Consider the following 21672-nt stretch of genomic DNA (forward strand, 5'->3'; position numbering starts at 1 on the left):
GGAGCAAATGATGCGCATAGTTACCGCTGCCGTCATGGCCTCAACGCTGGCAGTCAGTTCATTAAGCCACGCTGCTGAAGTCGGTTCAGTCGATAACTGGCATCCGGGTGAAGAACTTACGCAGCGCAGTACGCAGAGCCATATGTTCGACGGCATAAGTTTAACCGAACATCAGCGTCAGCAGATGCGAGATCTTATGCAACAGGCCCGGCACGAACAGCCTCCTGTTAATGTTAGCGAACTGGAGACAATGCATCGCCTTGTCACCGCAGAAAATTTTGATGAAAACGCTGTGCGCGCACAGGCAGAAAAAATGGCGAATGAGCAAATTGCTCGTCAGGTTGAGATGGCAAAAGTCCGCAACCAAATGTATCGCCTGTTAACGCCGGAGCAGCAAGCGGTTTTAAATGAGAAACATCAACAACGAATGGAGCAGTTGCGTGACGTGACGCAATGGCAAAAAAGTTCATCGTTGAAGCTATTGAGTAGTAGCAACTCACGTTCCCAGTAGTAAACCCTGTTTTCCTTGCCATAGACACCATCCCTGTCTTCCCCCACATGATGTGGGGGTTTTTTTTATCCTCAATTTGCCTGCTGCTTAATGCATTGCAGATGATTTGCTTCCGTTATACTAGCGTCAGTTGATAGCGGGAGTATTTATGAATCAATCTTATGGACGGCTGGTCAGTCGGGCGGCGATTGCTGCAACGGCGATGGCTTCACTGCTATTGCTGATTAAAATTTTTGCATGGTGGTATACCGGGTCGGTGAGTATTCTCGCCGCGCTGGTGGATTCGCTGGTGGATATCGGCGCGTCGTTGACGAATTTACTGGTGGTGCGATATTCCCTGCAACCTGCCGACGATAATCACTCGTTTGGTCACGGTAAAGCTGAGTCCCTCGCGGCGCTGGCGCAAAGTATGTTTATCTCCGGTTCGGCACTATTCCTCTTTTTGACGGGTATTCAACATCTGATATCTCCAACACCGATGACAGATCCAGGCGTCGGGGTAATCGTGACAATTGTGGCGCTAATTTGTACGATTATCCTTGTCTCGTTTCAGCGGTGGGTGGTGCGCCGGACGCAAAGCCAGGCGGTGCGGGCTGATATGCTACATTACCAGTCTGATGTTATGATGAACGGCGCAATTCTGCTGGCGCTGGGGTTGTCCTGGTACGGCTGGCATCGCGCCGATGCTCTGTTTGCATTGGGAATCGGCATCTATATTTTATATAGCGCGTTACGCATGGGATATGAGGCGGTACAGTCATTACTGGATCGCGCATTGCCTGATGAAGAACGGCAAGAAATTATTGATATCGTGACTTCCTGGCCGGGTGTTAGCGGCGCTCACGATCTTCGCACGCGGCAGTCAGGGCCGACCCGCTTTATTCAGATTCATTTGGAAATGGAAGACTCTCTGCCTTTGGTTCAGGCACATATGGTGGCGGATCAGGTAGAGCAGGCTATTTTACGGCGTTTTCCGGGATCGGATGTGATTATCCATCAGGACCCCTGTTCCGTCGTACCCAGGGAGGGTAAACGGTCTATGCTTTCATAATCAGTATAAAAGAGAGCCAGACCCGCATTTTGTGTATAAAATACCGCCATTTGGCCTGACCTGAATCAATTCAGCAGGAAGTGATTGTTATACTATTTGCACATTCGTTGGATCACTTCGATGTGCAAGAAGACTTCCGGCAACAGATTTCATTTTGCATTCCAAAGTTCAGAGGTAGTCATGATTAAGAAAATCGGTGTGTTGACAAGCGGCGGTGATGCGCCAGGCATGAACGCCGCAATTCGCGGGGTTGTTCGTTCTGCGCTGACAGAAGGTCTGGAAGTAATGGGCATTTATGACGGCTATCTGGGTCTGTATGAAGACCGTATGGTACAGCTAGACCGTTACAGCGTTTCTGACATGATCAACCGTGGTGGTACGTTCCTCGGTTCTGCGCGTTTCCCGGAATTCCGCGACGAGAACATCCGCGCCGTGGCTATCGAAAACCTGAAAAAACGTGGTATCGACGCGCTGGTGGTTATCGGCGGTGACGGTTCCTACATGGGTGCAATGCGTCTGACCGAAATGGGCTTCCCGTGCATCGGTCTGCCGGGCACTATCGACAACGACATCAAAGGCACTGACTACACTATCGGTTTCTTCACTGCGCTGAGCACCGTTGTAGAAGCGATCGACCGTCTGCGTGACACCTCTTCTTCTCACCAGCGTATTTCCGTGGTGGAAGTGATGGGCCGTTATTGTGGCGATCTGACCCTGGCTGCGGCCATTGCCGGTGGCTGTGAATTCGTTGTGGTTCCGGAAGTTGAATTCAGCCGTGAAGACCTGGTAAACGAAATCAAAGCGGGTATCGCGAAAGGTAAAAAACACGCGATCGTGGCGATTACCGAACATATGTGTGATGTTGACGAACTGGCGCATTTCATCGAGAAAGAAACCGGTCGTGAAACCCGCGCAACTGTGCTGGGCCACATCCAGCGCGGTGGTTCTCCGGTGCCTTACGACCGTATTCTGGCTTCCCGTATGGGCGCTTACGCTATCGATCTGCTGCTGGCAGGTTACGGCGGTCGTTGCGTAGGTATCCAGAACGAACAGCTGGTTCACCACGACATCATCGACGCTATCGAAAACATGAAGCGTCCGTTCAAAGGCGACTGGCTGGACTGCGCGAAAAAACTGTATTAATGATTTCGGAAAAAGGCAGATTCCTTTAGCCTGAAACCGATGACAGAAGCAAAAAGGCCTGATGCGCTTCGCTTATCAGGCCTACATGAATTCTGTAATCTATTGAATTTGCAAACTTTTATAGGTCGGATAAGGCGTTTGTGCCGCATCCGGCATGGACAAAGCGCACTTTGTCAGCAATATGAGGCGGATTTCTTCCGCCTTTTTAATCCCCCAACATATACCCGCAAGTTATAGCCAATCTTTTTTTATTCTTTAATGTTTGGTTAACCTTCTGGCACGCTTTGCTCATCACAACACAACATAAGAGAGTCGGGCGATGAACAAGTGGGGCGTAGGGTTAACATTTTTGCTGGCGGCAACCAGCGTTATGGCAAAGGATATTCAGCTTCTTAACGTTTCATATGATCCAACGCGCGAATTGTACGAACAGTACAACAAGGCATTCAGCGCCCACTGGAAACAGCAAACTGGCGATAACGTGGTGATTCGTCAGTCACACGGTGGTTCAGGCAAACAAGCGACGTCGGTAATCAATGGTATTGAAGCTGATGTTGTCACTCTGGCTCTGGCCTATGACGTGGACGCGATTGCGGAACGCGGGCGGATTGATAAAGAGTGGATCAAACGTCTGCCGGATAACTCCGCACCGTACACTTCCACCATTGTTTTCCTGGTGCGTAAGGGCAATCCGAAGCAGATCCATGACTGGAACGATCTGATTAAACCGGGTGTTTCGGTGATCACGCCTAATCCGAAAAGCTCTGGTGGCGCGCGCTGGAACTACCTGGCAGCCTGGGGCTACGCGCTGCATCACAACAACAACGATCAGGCAAAAGCACAGGATTTTGTTCGGGCACTGTATAAAAACGTCGAAGTTCTGGATTCTGGCGCGCGCGGCTCCACTAATACCTTTGTCGAGCGCGGGATTGGCGATGTACTGATCGCCTGGGAAAACGAAGCTCTGCTGGCAGCGAATGAGCTGGGGAAAGATAAATTCGAAATCGTTACGCCGAGTGAGTCTATCCTCGCAGAGCCAACCGTGTCGGTGGTCGATAAAGTGGTCGAGAAAAAAGGCACCAAAGAGGTGGCGGAAGCCTATCTGAAATATCTCTACTCGCCAGAAGGTCAGGAAATTGCCGCGAAAAACTACTACCGTCCGCGCGATGCTGAGGTGGCGAAAAAGTACGAAAATGCGTTTCCAAAGCTGAAGTTATTCACCATTGATGAAGAGTTCGGCGGCTGGACGAAAGCGCAAAAAGAGCATTTTGCTAACGGCGGTACGTTCGATCAGATCAGCAAACGCTGATTTCCCCAGGATAATTATCAAACCCGGTGGTTTCTCGCGACCGGGTTTTTTATTTGTCACGATTTTGCGTTACCCTTGCATCTCTTTGAGGTACAGGGAAAAAAAGATGAAAAAAGCGGGTCTTCTTTTTTTGGTGATGATAGTTATCGCCGTTGTGGCTGCCGGTATTGGTTACTGGAAATTAACCGGTGAAGAGTCGGATACACTACGTAAGATTGTCCTTGAGGAATGTTTGCCCAATCAACAGCAAAATCAAAATCCTTCGCCATGTGCGGAAGTCAAACCCAATGCCGGATACGTGGTTTTAAAAGATCTTAATGGCCCACTGCAATATCTGTTGATGCCAACGTATCGTATTAACGGCACGGAAAGTCCTTTGTTGACCGATCCTTCAACGCCGAACTTCTTTTGGTTGGCCTGGCAGGCGCGTGATTTTATGAGCAAAAAATACGGCCAGCCGGTTCCCGATCGCGCGGTTTCTTTGGCGATCAACTCTCGCACCGGGCGTACGCAAAACCATTTTCATATTCATATCTCTTGTATTCGTCATGATGTGCGCGAACAGCTGGATAACAATCTGGCTAACATCAGCAGCCGCTGGTTGCCACTGCCAGGTGGTTTGCGTGGGCATGAGTACCTGGCGCGTCGGGTAACGGAAAGCGAACTGGTACAACGCAGCCCATTTATGATGCTTGCAGAGGAAGTGCCTGAGGCGCGGGAACATATGGGAAGCTACGGGCTGGCGATGGTGCGGCAGAGTGATAATTCGTTTGTTTTGCTGGCGACACAACGAAATCTACTGACGCTGAACCGTGCTTCAGCCGAGGAAATCCAGGATCATCAGTGTGAGATTTTGCGTTAAGGCGAGGAGTTAAGGAAAGTAAGTGCCGGATATGAAATCCGGCACCTGTCAGACTTAAGCCTGTTTAGCCGCTTCTGCAGCTTTAACGATCACTGCGAAAGCGTCAGCTTTCAGAGAAGCACCGCCAACCAGCGCGCCGTCGATGTCTGGCTGAGCAAACAGTTCTGCAGCGTTAGACGCGTTTACAGAGCCGCCGTACTGGATGATCACTTGTTCAGCGATGTTAGCGTCAACTTTAGCGATGTGGTCACGGATGAATTTGTGAACAGCCTGTGCCTGCGCCGGAGTTGCAGATTTGCCAGTACCGATTGCCCATACGGGTTCGTAAGCGATTACCGCACCTTCGAATGCTGCAGCACCCTGAGTTTTCAGTACCGCGTCGATCTGACGTGCGCAAACTTCTTCAGTTTTGCCCGCTTCGTTTTCAGCTTCGGTTTCACCGATGCACAGAACCGGAGTCAGACCCTGCTCTTTCAGCACCGCGAATTTTTTCGCGATCAGTTCGTCAGACTCTTTGTGGTAAGTACGACGTTCAGAGTGGCCGATGATGATGTACTGTGCGCCGATGTCTTTCAGCATAGCAGCAGAGGTTTCACCGGTGAATGCGCCGGACAGGTTCAGGTCCACGTTTTGCGCACCCAGCATGATGTGGCTGCCTTCAGCTTCACGCTTCGCCATATCGATGTACATTTCCGGTGGTGCGATTGCAACCGCACAGCCAGCAACACCTGCCAGCTCTTTACGCAGGTTAGAAACCAGCTCGTGAACCATGTGGCGGCTGCCGTTCAGTTTCCAGTTACCCATCACTAAAGGATGTCGCATTTTAATTCTCCACGCTTATAAGCGAATAAAGGAAGATGGCCGCCCCGCAGGGCAGCAGGTCTGTGAAACAGTATAGAGATTCATCGGCACAAAGGCTTTGCTTTTTGTCATTTATTCAAACCTTCAAGCGATTCAGATAGCGCCAGCTTAATCGGTTCAACAGCGAAGGTCAGCCCCTTTTCGCCGTTGTCCGCGACAACATAACGCAGTGCACCTTCTGTCTCGGTGTAATAACGTTTGTTTTTCCCCGCCGTTAGTAGCGACTGCAGTTTTTTCTGGCTTTGTGTTTTGGTCATTAATGGGGTGAGTGTGCGGATCACCGCTGCCATGTATTCCTGAGCTTTCGCTTTCGCGGCTTTTTGCTCTGGCCCCTGGATGGGTAGCCAGGTCATTTGAATGCTTTTGATTTTTAAGGTACCGCGCTCCAGCGCTGTAGAAGCATACAAGTTCTCATTAATTTTACTGGCAGCACGAGTGAGATTGGCTTTGTCGGGACTGCTGTCGATGGCACGAAATTCGTTCAGTGGCAGGCTGGGATTCTGGCTGTTAAAGTCTTCTCTAAACTGGCTGATGGAGAGATCGAAAGTAGGGGCTCCAGCCAGCAGATAAGGCGCGGTCGTTGCCGTATCTGGTGTTTGTGCATGCGCCGTTGTTGTAACGGTTAATGCAGAACATAAGAGAAAAAACAGCGTACACCCTGGCTTCATTGACAGTACCTTTTGTTATGACTGGCTCCGATTAAAACGATATCTGTCGCCCTTGTCAAAAGGGTAGAATCCTGGAAAAGACAACCATCAAGGAACTTACATGACCATACAGCAATGGTTATTCTCATTTAAAGGGCGTATTGGACGCCGTGATTTCTGGATTTGGATAGGCCTGTGGTTCGCAGGCATGCTGGTGCTTTTCTCACTGGCGGGTAAAAATTTACTCGATATTCAGACTGCGGCGTTTTGCCTTGTGTGCTTGCTCTGGCCAACAGCGGCAGTAACCGTTAAGCGCTTGCATGATCGCGGGCGTTCCGGCGCATGGGCATTTCTGATGATTGTGGCGTGGATGCTGCTGGCGGGTAACTGGGCGATTTTACCGGGTGTCTGGCAATGGGCGGTGGGGCGTTTTGTCCCGACGTTGATTCTGGTGATGATGCTTATCGATCTTGGTGCGTTTGTTGGCACACAAGGCGAAAATAAATATGGTAAAGATACCGAGGATGTGAAGTATAAAGCCGACAATAAATCAAGTAATTAACCTTTAATATATCTCTTACTGCTATTTTTTTCCGGGATTGTTATTTCCACGATGCAAATGACAATACCCGGAAAATCCTTCTGAACTCTTCACCTTAAGCAATATCAAAAAAAATGGTAATCCATAAGATCATTACTTGTTTGTTCTTCCCTTAACGGCGCATTATTCTTAAGTCGTAATCGACAGAGAGGCGAATATACAGAGGTGCCCTATGAAAGATGTCGTAGATAAATGCAGTACTAAAGGATGTGCGATTGATATCGGTACGGTGATTGATAACGACAACTGTACCAGTAAGTTTTCGCGCTTTTTTGCCACCCGCGAAGAAGCAGAGTCCTTTATGACCAAACTGAAAGAGCTTGCCGCCGCTGCATCCTCTGCAGATGAAGGGGCCAGCGTGGCCTATAAGATTAAGGATCTGGAGGGGCAAGTTGAGCTTGATGCGGCCTTCACCTTCTCATGCCAGGCCGAGATGATTATTTTTGAGTTATCACTGCGTTCGTTAGCTTGATGGAGTTGCTTTAGAAGGAGTTAAACATGGCTTATAAACACATTGGCGTGGCAATTTCCGGGAATGAAGAAGATGCCTTACTGGTGAATAAAGCCCTGGAGCTCGCCAGACATAATGACGCTCACCTGACGTTAATTCATATTGATGATGGCTTAAGCGAGTTGTATCCGGGTATCTACTTCCCTGCAACAGAAGATATTCTTCAATTGTTGAAGAATAAGTCGGATAACAAGCTGTATAAACTGACGAAAAATATTCAATGGCCGAAGACAAAACTGCGTATTGAACGCGGAGAAATGCCGGAAACACTGCTGGAAATTATGCAAAAAGAGCAGTGCGACCTCCTTGTCTGTGGTCATCACCACTCATTTATCAACCGTTTGATGCCGGCATATCGCGGGATGATCAATAAGTTGAGTGCGGATTTGCTCATCGTGCCGTTTATCGATAAGTAACCGCTTACCAGTAATGCTCCGCTGTCATATGGCCCGGTCGGCGACGTAAATGTTTCGTCATCTGCCGGGTCTCTTTCAGCAACTGTTGCGTATCGCGCACCATCTGTGGATTGCCGCACAGCATCACATGGCTGGTTTCTTTATTCATCGGCAGGCCAACCGCGCTTTCCAGTTCACCACTTTCAATTAACGCTGGTATCCGTCCGGTGAGCGACCCCGCTGCCGTTTCCCGACTGACCACCGTCTGAATGCGCAGTTTGCCTTCGTAGCGTTTTTCCAGTTCTTGCATCAGTGGCAAATAGCTTAAGTCGGCGGCATAACGTGCGGCGTGAACCAGGACCAGATTTTTGAAGCGATCTAAATCTTTGCCCAGTTGCAGAATCGATAAATAAGGGCCAATCGCTGTACCGGTTGCCAGCATCCATAGCGTTTCGCAATCTGGTACTTCATCCAGAACAAAGAAGCCAGCTGCTTCGCTAACCACCTGCACTTCATCGCCTGGTTTCAGTGCCGCCAATCGTGGGCTTAATTTGCCATCGGGGACGGTGACCAGGTAAAACTCCAGATCGGGATTATCGGGCGAGTTAACATAGGAGTAGGCGCGCTGGACGCGTTCACCGTCGATTTCAAGGCCAAGCTTGGTAAATTGCCCGGCGGTAAACGGAAGCACGGGGGCGTGAACGGTGAGACTAAACAGGGCGTCGGTCCAGTTCTGCACTTTAGTGACTTTGCCTGTTACCCAATCAGCCATGTTTTTCTCCTGTTTTGATTGACTTGCCTTATCTTCGTTCTCCGAACAAAAAAATTCCAGTCCCGAAGGACTGGAAGGCTCAATCGATCAAATCAATCAGAGGATGTGCACCTGCATTTCTGGGTCTTTGCGATCCAGATAGTGGATGGACTGAATGCGGCGAATAGTGCGTGACTTGCCGCGGATCAGCAGCGTTTCGGTAGTCGCGATATTGCCTTTGCGGCTAATGCCTTCCAGCAGATCGCCTTTGGTAATACCGGTGGCAGAGAAGATGACGTTATCGCTGCGCGCCATATCGCCCAGACGCAATACTTTACCGGCTTCGATGCCCATCGCTTTGCAGCGTGCCAGCTCCTGCTCGCCAATGCGACGATTCTCTTCGTTGTCGCCTTTGACGTCATGACGCGCCAGCAGACGACCGTTCATGTCACCATCTAATGCGCGGATCACCGCCGCAGAAACCACGCCTTCCGGCGCGCCACCAATACCGTACAGCACGTCAACTTCGCTGTCTGGCATACAGGTGAGAATTGAGGCCGCAACGTCGCCATCCGGAATAGCAAATACGCGTACGCCGAGTTGCTGCATTTCAGCGATAACGGCATCGTGGCGTGGTTTAGCCAGAATCGTTACCGTCAGTTCGCTCAACGGTTTGCCGAGCGCCGCCGCTACATTGCGCAGATTATCCGCCAGCGGCAGGTTCAGATCAATGGTGCCTTTGGCTCCCGGTCCGACGATCAGCTTCTCCATATACATATCTGGCGCGTTGAGGAAACAGCCTTTATCGCCTACTGCCAGCACCGCCAGCGCGTTAGCCTGGCCCATCGCCGTCATGCGCGTGCCTTCAATCGGATCAACAGCAATATCTACCGCGTCGCCGCGCCCAGTACCGACTTTTTCACCAATGTAGAGCATCGGTGCTTCGTCGATTTCACCTTCACCAATAACGATGGTGCCGTCAATGTTGACCTGGTTGAGCATAATACGCATGGCGTTTACCGCCGCGCCGTCCGCGGTGTTTTTATCGCCGCGTCCTAACCATTTGTAGCCAGCCAGCGCCGCTGATTCGGTGACGCGGGAAAATTCGATGGCAAGTTCTCGTCTCATAGCAAACTCTAAGCAGTAAGGAATGGCGCGAAGTGTAGCACAGGGGAAGGGCGGGATTATTGATGTGTGCGGGGTTGCCCCCGCACGATTCAGGACTACCGGATGCGGCATAAACGCTTCATCCGGCATTTACATTACTCGTCGTGTTCTTCCCACGCCATCGCGCGTTTCACCGCTTTTTTCCAGCCTGCGTAACGGTAATTACGCTCAGTGGTTTCGATGCCTGGACGGAACTCGCGTTCAATCACCGCTTTCTCTTGCAGCTCGTCGAGGTTCTGCCAGAAGCCAACCGCCAGACCAGCAAGATAGGCCGCACCCAATGCGGTGACTTCGCGCACTTCCGGGCGCTCAACGCGCGTACCGAGAATATCGGACTGGAACTGCATCAGGAAATTGTTCGCCACTGCGCCGCCATCCACGCGCAGGGCGTGCAGACGAATACCAGAATCGGCCTGCATCGCTTCCAGCACGTCACGCGTTTGATAAGCAATAGACTCCAGCGTCGCGCGGATAATGTGGTTAGCGTTCACTCCACGAGTCAGACCGAAAATCGCCCCGCGCGCATACGGATCCCAGTATGGCGCACCCAGCCCGGTAAATGCCGGAACCACATATACACCATTGGTGTTTTGCACTTTCGTGGCGAAATATTCGGAATCGTACGCGTCGTTAATCAACTTCATCTCATCGCGCAGCCACTGAATGGATGCGCCCGCCATAAACACCGCACCTTCCAGCGCATAGTTTACTTCGCCAGTTGGGCCACAGGCGATGGTGGTCAGCAGGCCGTTTTCTGATTTCACCGCTTTCTCGCCGGTGTTCATCAGCATAAAGCAGCCAGTGCCGTAGGTATTTTTCGCCATCCCTTCTTTCACGCACAACTGACCAAACAGCGCGGCCTGCTGGTCACCGGCGATCCCGGAGATTGGAATACGCGTGCCGCCTTTGCCGCCAATGTTAGTCTGACCGTACACTTCGGAAGAACGACGCACTTCTGGCAGCATCTCGCGCGGAATATCCAGCACTTCCAGCATTTTGTCGTCCCAGTCCAGGGTATGGATGTTGAACAACATGGTACGAGAGGCGTTGGTGTAATCGGTCACATGGACACGGCCCTGAGTCATTTTCCAGATAAGCCACGTATCAACCGTACCAAACAGCAATTCACCACGACGCGCACGTTCGCGAGAGCCTTCCACATGGTCGAGGATCCACTTCACTTTGGTACCAGAGAAGTACGGGTCAATCACCAGACCGGTATTGCTGCGGATATAATCTTCTAAACCGTCACGTTTTAAATGCTCGCAGATTTCTGCGGTACGACGGCACTGCCAGACAATGGCGTTATAGATAGGCTTGCCGGTTTCTTTTTCCCAGACAATAGTGGTTTCACGCTGGTTCGTAATACCGATAGCTGCAATTTGATCGGAACTGATATCGGCTTTCGCCAGCACTTCTACCAGCGTGGAGCTTTGGGTGGCCCAGATTTCCATTGGGTCGTGTTCTACCCAGCCTGGTTTTGGGTAGATTTGCTCAAATTCGCGCTGCGACACGCTAATGATATTGGCATCGTGATCCATTACGACCGCGCGGGAGCTGGTGGTGCCCTGGTCGAGCGCAACGATATATTTTTTTTCAGTCATGTTTAATTGTCCCGTAGTCATATTACAGCGAAGCTTTTTGTTCTGAAGGAGTTGTGGTCTCCTTTTCTTCCACAACACAGATATCGCAAGGCAAATGGCGACCAATCAGTTTGCGGTAGGCAAATGCACCTACAATCGCGCCAACGATAGGGCCAAAAAGCGGCACCAGGAAGTAAGGAATGTCTCTGCCGCCAGTAAAGGCGACATTGCCCCAGCCCGCCAGCCAGGCAAAGACTTTCGGACCGAAGTCACGCGCTGGGTTCATGGCAAAACCCGTCAATGGGCCCATAGATGCGCCAATGACCGCAATCAGTAGACCAATCAGCAAGGGAGCCAAAGGGCCGCGTGGTACACCGTTGCCATCGTCCGTTAACGCCAGGATCAGCCCCATCAGAATAGCGGTAATCACCATCTCAACTGCGAAAGCCTGCACAAAATTGATATGAGGATTAGGGTAAGTAGAGAAAGTGCCAGCCAGATCAACACTTTCAACGCTGCCGCGAACAATGTGATGAGTCTGCTCGAAGTCGAAAAATAAATTGTAGTAAAGCCCGTAAACTAAAGCCGCAGCGCAGAAAGCGCCGGCAACTTGTGAAACGATAAAAGGAATAACTTTACGCTTGTCGAAACAGGCAAACAGCCACAATGCAATGGTAACAGCGGGATTAAGATGCGCGCCGGAAACCCCTGCGGTCAGGTAGATGGCCATTGCCACTCCCAGTCCCCAAATGACACTGATTTCCCACTGACCAAAAGACGCACCAGCGACTTTTAGTGCTGCAACGCAACCCACCCCGAAAAAAATCAACAACCCGGTACCGAGGAATTCAGCAATGCACTGGCCTTTCAAGGTTGATGTTTGACTCATAATCGGATCCTGAAGAGTTAATGTTTGTTGTATGCGTGAAAGTCACGGACCTCCACGATGCTTGTAGGCATGCTGTAAACTTATCGTTAACGAGCAAAAACGAGAAATATCGAACTTAAAATGTGTGTGCTTCGTCATAAAATGAGCGTTATCGCGCCATTTATTCCATCTGATTGTACATGATGCATGTTTGTTAGATCATTCGCGCAACAAATTTATTAACATTTTCGATTGATGTGGATTATGTCACCAGGAGAAGGATGAAAAGTGTGGCAAACCGTAATCTGCAAGGCGTGCCGCTGGACAGCGATGGCGCGGCTTCATACAATCGGAGCTAACTAAAGTGCGCTCGTATTTATTAAGGCGTCACCGGTAATCGGGACGAGGATTTTTATCCATCAACGCCTTGCAATTCAGGAGAGGTATGACAATGTCATTAGAAGTGTTTGAGAAACTGGAAGCAAAAGTACAGCAGGCGATTGATACCATCACTCTGTTGCAGATGGAAATCGAAGAGCTGAAAGAAAAAAACAACTCACTGTCGCAGGAAGTTCAAAATGCCCAGCATCAGCGCGAAGAGCTGGAGCGTGAGAACAACCATCTGAAAGAACAGCAGAACGGCTGGCAGGAACGTCTGCAGGCCCTGCTGGGTCGCATGGAAGAGGTCTGATTACGCTTCATCTTCCGCGTAATTTCTTTACTGTGTAGGCCAACAGGTAACGCAGAAAAAAGGCACCTTGCGGTGCCTTTTCTATCATTCAATATCCAACGGATCTTCTGAAAGAATAATCCCGGTATTGTCGGCATAAAGATGGTCGCCGGAGAAGAAGGTGACACCGCCAAAATTGACGCGGACATCGCTTTCGCCAATACCTTCGCCAGCAGCACCAACCGGAATTGCCGCCATCGCCTGGATGCCGATATCCAACTCTTCCAGGTCATCTACCTGACGCACCGCGCCGTAAATGACCAGACCTTCCCATTCATTTTGTACTGCCAGACGCGCCAGTTCAGCATCGACCAGTGCGCGACGAACAGAACCACCGCCATCGACGACAAGAACACGACCACGGCCATTCTGTTCGAGCAGATCGTACAGCAACCCGTTGTCCTCGAAACATTTTACCGTGATTATTTGTCCGCCAAACGACGCCCGTCCGCCAAAGTTGGAGAACAGCGGTTCCACGACGTTAACATCTTCTTGATAGATGTCACAAAGCTCGGAAGTATCGTATTTCATAGGCTTAACATTCAGTTGCTGCGAGAATTTTCAGTATATCGCGCTATGTAGGCTGTTGGCAAAATCATCAATTGTTAATTGATATTTGTCAGTTATGCTGCCCACTGGCTTAGGAATATCCCTAAAACAAACAGCAGGTTAGTCAGTAACGCTCCCTTGACAGTGCGTTCCAGCATCGGTCGCATCGCCACCGGGTCCATTTCCCGCATCACATAACGGGCTTGCTTCACCAGTAATGGTGCCGCCAGCAGGAACAGCCAGCCCCACAGGCTATGCAGCGAAAAGAGATTAAACAGCGCCAGGCACACCAGAGAGCCCATCAGCAGGCAGGCATGATAACGACGCGCGTTCACTTCACCTAAGCGCACCACCAGCGTGTTTTTGCCATTTTCGCGGTCGCTATTGATATCACGCAGGTTATTAATGTTCAGTACTGCCGTTGCCAGCAGGCCGCATGCGGTCGCCGGAAGGATCAGTGCCGGAATCAATGTATGAGCCTGTAAATACCAGCTGCCCATGACGCTCAACCAGCCAAAGAAAACCAGTACGGAAATATCACCCAGACCGATATAACCATAAGGACGATTGCCCACGGTGTAGGTGATAGCGGCAATGATCGACAACCCGCCAAGAATCAGGAAGCCGACAAAATCGGCCAGCGTATGGCACGCCACTGCAACCAGTGCCAGCCCGGAGAGACAGATGAGCACGACGGTAATAATGAGCGCCCGTTTCATCTCTTGCTGGGTAATGACCCCTTTTTGCATGCCGCGTAGCGGTCCGATACGGTCAGGTTTATCGCTGCCTTTTACCGCATCGCCGTAATCATTGGCGAGGTTAGAAAGGATCTGTAATAGCCCGGCGGTAATCAGTGCCAGCAGGGCGACCAGCGGATCGAAGTGACCTTGCCACCATGCCAGCGCCGTCCCGACGATAATTGCAGCAAAGGCGAGGGGGAGGGTTTTAGGTCGTAAACTTTCCAGCCACGCCTGAGTTCGGCTAATTTGTTGTTCAGTCATAATACGCGCCAATAAAAATGGGGCCTTTCAGCCCCATCAAACAATGATGAAAATGATTGAACGCGATTATAGGATAAAACGGCTCAGATCTTCATCTGCCACCAACGCATCCAGATGTTTGCTCACATAATCTGCGTCAATAGTGATGGTTTGACCGCTTAAATCGCTGGCGTCGTAGGAAATCTCTTCCATTAAACGCTCCAGAACGGTATGTAAACGACGAGCACCGATGTTTTCGGTAGATTCGTTCACCTGCCATGCCGCTTCCGCGATGCGCTTAATACCGGAGTCGGTAAACTCGATATTTACGCCTTCAGTCGCCATCAGTGCTTTGTACTGCACGGTAATAGAGGCATTCGGCTCGGTCAGAATACGCTCGAAGTCGCTGGTGGTCAGTGCCTGCAGCTCAACGCGGATTGGCAGACGACCTTGCAGTTCCGGGATCAGGTCAGACGGTTTCGCAATCTGGAACGCGCCAGAAGCGATAAACAGAATGTGGTCAGTTTTGACCATCCCGTGTTTGGTGGAAACGGTGCAACCTTCTACCAGCGGCAGCAGGTCACGCTGAACACCTTCACGAGAAACATCCGGACCGGAAGACTCGCCGCGCTTACAGATTTTGTCGATTTCGTCGATAAACACGATCCCGTGCTGCTCAACAGCGTCGATAGCGTCTTGCTTCAGCTCTTCCGGATTCACCAGTTTCGCCGCTTCTTCTTCAATCAGCAGCTTCATGGCGTCTTTGATTTTCAGCTTACGCGCTTTTTGCTTCTGGCCGCCCAGGTTCTGGAACATGGACTGCAGCTGGCTGGTCATCTCTTCCATGCCCGGAGGAGCCATAATTTCAACGCCCATCGGTGCTGCGGCAAGATCGATCTCGATTTCTTTGTCATCAAGCTGGCCTTCACGCAGTTTCTTGCGGAATGCCTGACGAGCAGCGGACGGTTCCTGCTGCTGTTCGGTCTGTCCCCAGTTGTTTTTAGCAGGTGGGATCAGCACGTCGAGAATACGTTCTTCTGCCAGTTCTTCAGCGCGATAACGGTTTTTCTCGATAGCCTGGACGCGTACCATTTTCACGGCGGCATCGGTCAGATCGCGAATAATAGAATCCACTTCCTTACCGACATAGCCCACTTCGGTGAATTTGGTCGCTTCAACTTTGATGAACGGCGCATTCGCCAGCTTAGCCAGACGACGGGCGATTTCAGTTTTACCGACACCGGTCGGGCCGATCATCAGGATATTTTTCGGGGTCACTTCATGGCGTAGCTCTTCGTTGAGCTGCATGCGACGCCAGCGGTTACGCAGAGCAATCGCCACAGAACGCTTGGCGTTGTCCTGGCCGATGATGTGCTTATCCAGTTCGCTGACGATTTCGCGTGGGGTCATTTCAGACATGGGAGATCCTTACGCTTTGTAGCTTAATTCTTCGATGGTGTGGAAATGGTTGGTATAGATGCAAATGTCGCCTGCAATATCCAACGCCTTTTCAGCAATTTCACGGGCGCTAAGTTCAGTGTTTTCTAACAGCGCGCGCGCCGCAGCCTGGGCGTAAGGGCCGCCGGAGCCGATAGCAATAAGATCGTTTTCTGGCTGCACCACGTCACCGTTACCGGTGATGATAAGCGAAGCGGTTTCATCCGCGACTGCCAGCAGTGCTTCAAGTTTGCGCAGCATGCGATCGGTACGCCAGTCTTTCGCCAGCTCAACGGCGGCTTTGACCAGATGGCCCTGATGCATTTCCAGTTTACGTTCAAACAGTTCGAACAGCGTAAAAGCATCCGCAGTACCGCCCGCAAAGCCCGCGATGACTTTGTCGTTGTACAGACGGCGGACCTTTTTCACGTTGCCTTTCATTACGGTATTGCCCAACGTGGCCTGACCATCACCAGCGATGACCACATGGCCGTTACGGCGTACGCTTACTATAGTTGTCACGAGCTGACCCCTTGGTTACGAATACAGAGTACAAACCCCGTACAAAAGTACGGGGCATAATGCAATTATAGATGGGGGGGATTTTGAGGGTTTCAACCCCCGGCGGCGAGCCGAATGCAGTTTGTATGACCCGCCATCTTCAAGCGATTGAGGGTGCTGTCTGCGTTCTCTTTGCCTTTCACCGGGCCAATGACCACACGATTCCAGCCATTGTTGGTGGTGATCTTCGAGTCAAAGCCTTCAAACGCCAGCTGAGCACGTACCGTCTCTGCCTGTTCCGCGCCTCTGAACGAACCGCACTGCACCATCCAGCGGCGTTCGTCTTTTTTCTCCGCCGTCGGTTTTGGCGCGTCAGCGGCACGAGCAACCGGCGCAGCTTGCTGCGGCTTCGACTGCGCGGTCGTGTGCGCAGGAGTTTGCAGCAGATCCTGGTACGGCTGCTGAGTAGAAGCCGGTTTAGACTGGCGCGGTTGCGCCTGTACCGGTGCGGCTTGCGACGTACGCGTCTGCTGCTGCCAGCTTTGTTCAGTCGTACGCGACTGCTGAGCCAGGCGTTGCTGCTCCGCTAATTGCTGCGCCTGACGCTGGCGCTGTAGCGTTTGCTGACGCTGTTCCGGCGTCTGCTCATTCCACGGAACTTCAACCAGCTGCGTTGGCTGCTGGCGCATATCAGCCTGCATTTGTTCAAGAAGCTGGCGTTGTTCTGGTGTCAGTTGCTCCGGCGTTTTCACTTCACCACCGGCAGAAGGTTCTGTGGGCGCACGCACACCCGGCTGGCGACTTTCCAGCTCTTTAATGTAGCGCCAGCGTTCTTCTGGTTTTGGTGGTAGTCCGTTTCCGGTCACTTTCTGGCTTTGCAGCGTCTCGGACTCTTCTTTCTTGTGATGCGTAATGAAGTACAGACCACCGATAAAGGTCACAAGAACGGCGGCAGCAATAGCGACCATAGCGGGAGAAACCGCAGGCAGATTTCGTTGCTTTTTCCGTGAGGTGCTCTTTTTTCGCCGCGAAGGTGCCGGTTGGCTGCGGCGTACATAATCTCGTTGTGCCACTATCGTTTCGCTGTATTTATTCGTTCGTCAGCCCGCCATGTTACTTAAGCGGCGGGCCTTTGACCAGTCACGGCAGTCTTAAAGGTTTACTTTAAGGTAACGCGCGTGTTGATCCCCGGATGATAAGTTCGCAGTCCATTAAACGAGAGCCACTGCCAACGTGTTGCCCCTGCATTTGATCAAGCAATAACAGCATAGCTTCCCGACCGATTTCGTAACGCGGCTGCGCGATGGTTGTCAGCGGCGGATCACAAAATTGCGTCAGGTCGATGTTATCAAAACCGATTATGGAAAGGTCTTCCGGGACTTTCAGCCCCTGACGTTTTGCCTGAGAAAGTGCGCCGAGCGCCATCACATCGCTATGGCAGAAGACAGCAGTAGGCGGTTGTGGAAGATCAAGCAGCTGTTGCATTGCTCTGCTTCCGGCTTCGAAGGTGAAGTCGCCACGGGCGATGTATTGCGGATCAACCATAATGCCGCAGCGACGCAGCGCCTGAACATAGCCTTGCAGGCGGTAGTGACACAGCGGCATCTCTTCGGGACCGGCTATACAGCCAATCCGTTTATGCCCTTGCTCATATAAATAATTTACTGCATCAAATGCGGCGGTCAGATTGTCGATATGAACGGTAGGCAGCTCCAGTTCCGGTGCAAATTCGTTCGCCATCACCATCGGCGGCAGATTACGCTGTTCCTCAATGCTGGCATCAAACGGCAGCCTTGAACCCAGCAACAACATGCCATCAATTTGCTTGGTGATGATCAAATCGATAAAGGTTTTTTCCTGCTGATTTTGATGCGCACAGTCGCCAATCAGCACCAGATATCCGTGATTTGCCGCCGTAACTTCGATACCGCGAATAATTTCGCTAAAGAAGGGATCGCAGATATCCGGGACAATCACCAGAATGGTGCGGGATTCATTACGCTTGACGTTGCGCCCCATAGGCTGCGGTAAATAACCCACTTCCCGGGCCGCTTTTTCAACCCGATTACGGGTGGCCTGGGAGACTTTATCGGGATTCATTAATGCTCGGGAGACAGTCGCTGTAGAGACTTTTGCCTTGAGGGCAACGTCTTTCATGGTCGCGGCAGTTTCCTGCTTCTTCGCTTTCACACTCACTCCTCGCCTGGCACGTCAGGCGTACTACTTCCATGTTTACTTCACATCGGCAACATTTTTAGCAGATAGCGCGTGAAAACGGTTACAGAATTTTCATGAAAAGTGTGATGAATATTGAATTTTTCGATCCGCCTCGCATCGTGAGCGCATTAGCCCTCGATGGGATCGACATCCAGCACCCATTTCACCTTACGGGAATCCGGTATTGTATTAATAAGCGCCAGCGTACCATTGATGATGTGCTGTAATCGCACGCGGGAAGGGTGCTGCAACAAAATTTGCCAGCGCCAGCGGCCGCCACGTTTAGGTGCCAGTGCCGGAACGGGACCGAGAACCCACAGTTTGTCGTCTGCCAGCGGGCTGGAGAGGATCAGATTACGCAGTTGTTGCAGGAACAGCGGCGCGTGCTGATTGTTATGATCTTCCGCACGCACAATCACATGGCTGGTCCACGGCGGCAGTTGCATCATGCGTCGTTCAGCCAGCGCCTGTTCGGCAAAGGCGTCGTAGCCTTTATAGAGCAATGTTTGCAAGAGAGGATGTTCCGGATGGTGCGTTTGCAGCACCACTTCGCCCTGTTTACCCGCACGCCCGGCACGACCGGCGACCTGGGTGTAAAGCTGGGCGAAACGCTCTGCCGAGCGAAAATCGGCAGAAAACAGCGCGCCGTCTACGTCCAGTAACGCCACCAGCGTCACATCCGGAAAGTGGTGACCTTTCGCCAGCATTTGCGTGCCGATCAAAATCCTCGCGCCACCGCGATGTACTTCCGCCAGTTGTTGTTCCAGTGCGCCTTTGCGGCTGGTGGTATCGCGGTCGATACGAGAAATGGGGACACCAGGGAACAACGGCGCGAGTGTCTGTTCAAGCTGTTCGGTGCCCAGCCCCACGGGTACCAGGTGCGTGGAACCGCAGGAAGGGCACTGGCGCGGCACCGGACGCTGACTGTCGCAATGGTGGCAGCGCAAATGCTGTTGCGCCTGATGCAGCGTGTAGTAGTGATCGCAACGTGGACATTCGGCAATCCAGCCGCAGTCGTGGCACAGCAAGGCAGGCGCAAAGCCACGGCGGTTAAGAAAGAGGATAACCTGATTGTTTGCCTGTAAATGCTGGCGCATACGGGTGATTAACGCCGGAGCCAGACCAGCCTGCACCTTCTGACCTTTTAAATCCAGCACGTGTTGAATTGCCGGACGCGCATTCCCCGCCCGATGCGTCAGGCGCAGCAGGCGGTATTTTTTCTGCTGCACGTTGCATAACGTTTCCAGTGCGGGCGTTGCGGAGCCAAGAATAATTGGGATTTGCTCGCTATGCGCGCGATACACCGCCAGGTCGCGGGCATGATAGCGCCAGCCTTCCTGCTGTTTGTAGGAACTGTCGTGCTCTTCATCAATAACAATCACGCCGAGATTTTTAAACGGCGTAAACAGCGCGGAGCGGGTGCCGATGACAATCGCCGCCTCGCCATTTTTCGCTTTCAACCACGCCGAAAGACGCTCGCTGTCGTTCAGGCCGGAATGCAGAACTTCCACGGGGGCATTAAAACGTTCACGAAAACGGGCGATAGTTTGCGGCGTCAGGCCGATTTCCGGCACCATCACCAGCGCCTGTTTGCCCTGAGCGAGCACGTTTTCCAGTACACTGAGATAAACCTCCGTTTTACCGGAACCGGTAACGCCCGCCAGCAGCCAGGCAGAGAAGGTATCCGCCGCACTATGAATTGCGCCAACGGCGGTGGCCTGTTCAGTATTCAATCGCAACCGCTCACCAGAAACGGCATAATTCTTTCGCCAGTCACTAAACTCTGGTGTTTCACTTGCTAAATCACACAGACCTTTTTTGCGCAGCGCCTGCAACGCGGCATCATTAAATTCGAGCATGGCAACCTGGTCGCGCCAGATTTTGCCTTGCCGTAACGCTGCCAGCGCCTGTTGTTGCTTGGGTGAGCGTTTCAGGCTGTTCAGATCCACCGCCTGACCTTGTTCAGTGGCAAACCAGTACCACATCGGCGCGTTCGCCGCAGGCCGCCCCTGGCGTAGTAAAATCGGCAAGGCATGAAACAGCACATCGCCAATCGGATGATGATAGTAATCTGCCGCCCAGAGCAGTAATCGCCAGACGGAGTGAGTAAATACCGGCTCAACGTCCAGCACTTCAACTACCGCTTTCAGCTCGTTAAGCGGCAGCTCGCTGACATTGCTAACTGACACCACAACCCCGATGCGCTCCTGCTGTTTGCCAAACGGCACGCGCACGCGACACCCGGCTTTGACCGTCATGCCTTCTGGCAGCAGATAGTCAAAGGTACGGGGAAGCGGAACGGGCAAGGCAACGTGGGCAACGGGCATAGCATCATCCTGACTTGAAATTCGGTGGGTTAGTATACACATTGCCGTAGAAGAGTGCGGATCAGTTTGCATACGCTGGTTAATTTCTGTATGATTTCGCGCCTTCGTACGAAATGATCGTATTGAAGCTATACTTTTAACATCGCGTGGTGTCTGGCGTTAGGGCTGGAAGAGCGACGCGGCCTTAAACCGAGGTTTTCCCATGAAAAAAGATATTCACCCGAAATACGAAGAAATTACTGCTAGCTGCTCTTGCGGTAACGTAATGAAAATCCGCTCCACCGTTGGTCATGACCTGAACCTCGACGTGTGCAGCAAGTGCCACCCGTTCTTCACTGGCAAACAGCGTGATGTTGCTACCGGTGGCCGTGTTGACCGCTTCAACAAGCGTTTCAACATCCCGGGCAGCAAATAAGACCGGATTTCCGAAAAAAGCGCCGCACGGCGCTTTTTTTGTGCCTGTAATTTGCCTTTTATAAATTCTGAAAAATTCCGGGGTGTTAACTCATTATCATTTCCTGTTGTTGACTGGCGCTAGGCTTCTGGTTCTTATTTATTTCAAAAGGATTTTACGATGAGCGGAAAACCGGCGGCGCGTCAGGGCGACATGACGCAGTATGGCGGTAGCATTGTTCAGGGTTCTGCCGGGGTACGTATTGGTGCCCCCACCG

Annotated in this window: 24 protein-coding genes; 11 read left to right on the forward strand and 13 right to left on the reverse strand. The window is 51.7% G+C overall.

Features of this window, described 5'->3' with window-relative positions:
• Positions 1–10: 10 nt before the first annotated feature.
• The 5 genes from cpxP (at position 11) to cdh (ending at position 4876) form a co-directional block, all read left to right on the forward strand.
• Entirely contained in the window at positions 11–511 is a 501-nt protein-coding gene (gene cpxP, locus ACJHYD_RS20115; RefSeq protein ID WP_001550366.1) for a cell-envelope stress modulator CpxP, read from the forward strand.
• Between the two features lie 148 nt (positions 512–659).
• A complete protein-coding gene (fieF, locus tag ACJHYD_RS20120; protein WP_001076742.1) occupies positions 660–1562 on the forward strand; it encodes a CDF family cation-efflux transporter FieF in 903 nt (300 codons plus the stop codon).
• A 180-nt stretch (positions 1563–1742) separates the two neighbouring features.
• Entirely contained in the window at positions 1743–2705 is a 963-nt protein-coding gene (gene pfkA, locus ACJHYD_RS20125) for a 6-phosphofructokinase (protein ID WP_000591795.1), read from the forward strand.
• A 319-nt stretch (positions 2706–3024) separates the two neighbouring features.
• Positions 3025–4014, forward strand: coding sequence for a sulfate/thiosulfate ABC transporter substrate-binding protein Sbp (sbp, locus tag ACJHYD_RS20130; protein ID WP_001045689.1), 990 nt, complete (start codon positions 3025–3027; stop codon positions 4012–4014).
• Positions 4015–4120: 106 nt separating this feature from the next.
• Positions 4121–4876: a CDP-diacylglycerol diphosphatase gene (cdh, locus tag ACJHYD_RS20135; protein WP_001315120.1), complete on the forward strand. Its 756-nt coding sequence runs from the start codon at positions 4121–4123 to the stop codon at positions 4874–4876.
• Between the two features lie 54 nt (positions 4877–4930).
• On the opposite strand, the gene tpiA is transcribed toward cdh, so the two are convergent.
• Together tpiA and ACJHYD_RS20145 are read right to left on the reverse strand one after the other, a co-directional pair.
• Positions 4931–5698, reverse strand: coding sequence for a triose-phosphate isomerase (gene tpiA, locus ACJHYD_RS20140; protein ID WP_001216325.1), 768 nt, complete (start codon positions 5696–5698; stop codon positions 4931–4933).
• A gap of 107 nt (positions 5699–5805) precedes the next feature.
• Entirely contained in the window at positions 5806–6405 is a 600-nt protein-coding gene (locus ACJHYD_RS20145) for a YiiQ family protein (RefSeq protein WP_000802226.1), read from the reverse strand.
• Between the two features lie 100 nt (positions 6406–6505).
• On the opposite strand from ACJHYD_RS20145, the gene ACJHYD_RS20150 reads away from it, so the two are divergent.
• The 3 genes from ACJHYD_RS20150 to uspD all read left to right on the forward strand — a co-directional run bounded on the left by ACJHYD_RS20150 (position 6506) and on the right by uspD (position 7912).
• Positions 6506–6946, forward strand: a complete 441-nt coding sequence (locus tag ACJHYD_RS20150) for a DUF805 domain-containing protein (RefSeq protein WP_000155255.1) — start codon at positions 6506–6508, stop codon at positions 6944–6946.
• A gap of 211 nt (positions 6947–7157) precedes the next feature.
• On the forward strand, positions 7158–7457 hold the full coding sequence (locus ACJHYD_RS20155) for a DUF406 domain-containing protein (protein ID WP_000655986.1): 300 nt from the start codon (positions 7158–7160) through the stop codon (positions 7455–7457).
• Between the two features lie 26 nt (positions 7458–7483).
• Positions 7484–7912: a universal stress protein UspD gene (gene uspD, locus ACJHYD_RS20160; RefSeq protein WP_000323555.1), complete on the forward strand. Its 429-nt coding sequence runs from the start codon at positions 7484–7486 to the stop codon at positions 7910–7912.
• Positions 7913–7916: 4 nt separating this feature from the next.
• On the opposite strand, the gene fpr is transcribed toward uspD, so the two are convergent.
• The 4 genes from fpr to glpF all read right to left on the reverse strand — a co-directional run bounded on the left by fpr (position 7917) and on the right by glpF (position 12281).
• Entirely contained in the window at positions 7917–8663 is a 747-nt protein-coding gene (gene fpr / locus ACJHYD_RS20165) for a ferredoxin--NADP(+) reductase (protein WP_000796322.1), read from the reverse strand.
• A gap of 96 nt (positions 8664–8759) precedes the next feature.
• Positions 8760–9770 carry a class II fructose-bisphosphatase gene (gene glpX, locus ACJHYD_RS20170; protein ID WP_001250644.1) on the reverse strand — a complete coding sequence of 337 codons (1011 nt, stop codon included), beginning with the start codon at positions 9768–9770 and terminating at the stop codon, positions 8760–8762.
• 134 nt (positions 9771–9904) lie between these two features.
• On the reverse strand, positions 9905–11413 hold the full coding sequence (gene glpK, locus ACJHYD_RS20175; RefSeq protein WP_000136788.1) for a glycerol kinase GlpK: 1509 nt from the start codon (positions 11411–11413) through the stop codon (positions 9905–9907).
• A gap of 22 nt (positions 11414–11435) precedes the next feature.
• On the reverse strand, positions 11436–12281 hold the full coding sequence (glpF, locus tag ACJHYD_RS20180; protein ID WP_000084268.1) for a glycerol uptake facilitator protein GlpF: 846 nt from the start codon (positions 12279–12281) through the stop codon (positions 11436–11438).
• A gap of 424 nt (positions 12282–12705) precedes the next feature.
• On the opposite strand from glpF, the gene zapB reads away from it, so the two are divergent.
• Positions 12706–12951 carry a septal ring assembly protein ZapB gene (gene zapB / locus ACJHYD_RS20185; RefSeq protein ID WP_001296623.1) on the forward strand — a complete coding sequence of 82 codons (246 nt, stop codon included), beginning with the start codon at positions 12706–12708 and terminating at the stop codon, positions 12949–12951.
• A gap of 84 nt (positions 12952–13035) precedes the next feature.
• Here zapB and rraA read toward each other — a convergent pair whose 3' ends face one another.
• The 7 genes from rraA to priA all read right to left on the reverse strand — a co-directional run bounded on the left by rraA (position 13036) and on the right by priA (position 21001).
• Positions 13036–13521: a ribonuclease E activity regulator RraA gene (gene rraA / locus ACJHYD_RS20190; RefSeq protein ID WP_000872908.1), complete on the reverse strand. Its 486-nt coding sequence runs from the start codon at positions 13519–13521 to the stop codon at positions 13036–13038.
• 92 nt (positions 13522–13613) lie between these two features.
• A complete protein-coding gene (menA, locus tag ACJHYD_RS20195; RefSeq protein WP_000139496.1) occupies positions 13614–14540 on the reverse strand; it encodes a 1,4-dihydroxy-2-naphthoate polyprenyltransferase in 927 nt (308 codons plus the stop codon).
• A 66-nt stretch (positions 14541–14606) separates the two neighbouring features.
• Entirely contained in the window at positions 14607–15938 is a 1332-nt protein-coding gene (hslU, locus tag ACJHYD_RS20200; RefSeq protein ID WP_001293344.1) for an HslU--HslV peptidase ATPase subunit, read from the reverse strand.
• Between the two features lie 9 nt (positions 15939–15947).
• Complete coding sequence (gene hslV, locus ACJHYD_RS20205) at positions 15948–16478, reverse strand: ATP-dependent protease subunit HslV (protein WP_000208242.1); 531 nt, start codon at positions 16476–16478, stop codon at positions 15948–15950.
• A 92-nt stretch (positions 16479–16570) separates the two neighbouring features.
• Positions 16571–17530 (reverse strand): cell division protein FtsN, encoded by a 960-nt coding sequence (gene ftsN / locus ACJHYD_RS20210; RefSeq protein ID WP_000068834.1) that lies wholly within the window; start codon positions 17528–17530, stop codon positions 16571–16573.
• A gap of 91 nt (positions 17531–17621) precedes the next feature.
• Complete coding sequence (gene cytR, locus ACJHYD_RS20215) at positions 17622–18647, reverse strand: DNA-binding transcriptional regulator CytR (protein WP_000644908.1); 1026 nt, start codon at positions 18645–18647, stop codon at positions 17622–17624.
• A gap of 155 nt (positions 18648–18802) precedes the next feature.
• Positions 18803–21001 (reverse strand): primosomal protein N', encoded by a 2199-nt coding sequence (gene priA, locus ACJHYD_RS20220; RefSeq protein ID WP_001550368.1) that lies wholly within the window; start codon positions 20999–21001, stop codon positions 18803–18805.
• A gap of 202 nt (positions 21002–21203) precedes the next feature.
• Between priA and rpmE the strand changes: the two genes are divergently transcribed.
• Positions 21204–21416, forward strand: coding sequence for a 50S ribosomal protein L31 (rpmE, locus tag ACJHYD_RS20225; protein WP_000710769.1), 213 nt, complete (start codon positions 21204–21206; stop codon positions 21414–21416).
• Positions 21417–21575: 159 nt separating this feature from the next.
• Positions 21576–21672: hypothetical protein (locus tag ACJHYD_RS20230; RefSeq protein ID WP_001503217.1), on the forward strand; the 97-nt coding region annotated here is incomplete at its 3' end.

This window comes from Escherichia sp. WS1368, from assembly GCF_046487485.1.
GTDB lineage: Bacteria > Pseudomonadota > Gammaproteobacteria > Enterobacterales > Enterobacteriaceae > Escherichia > Escherichia coli.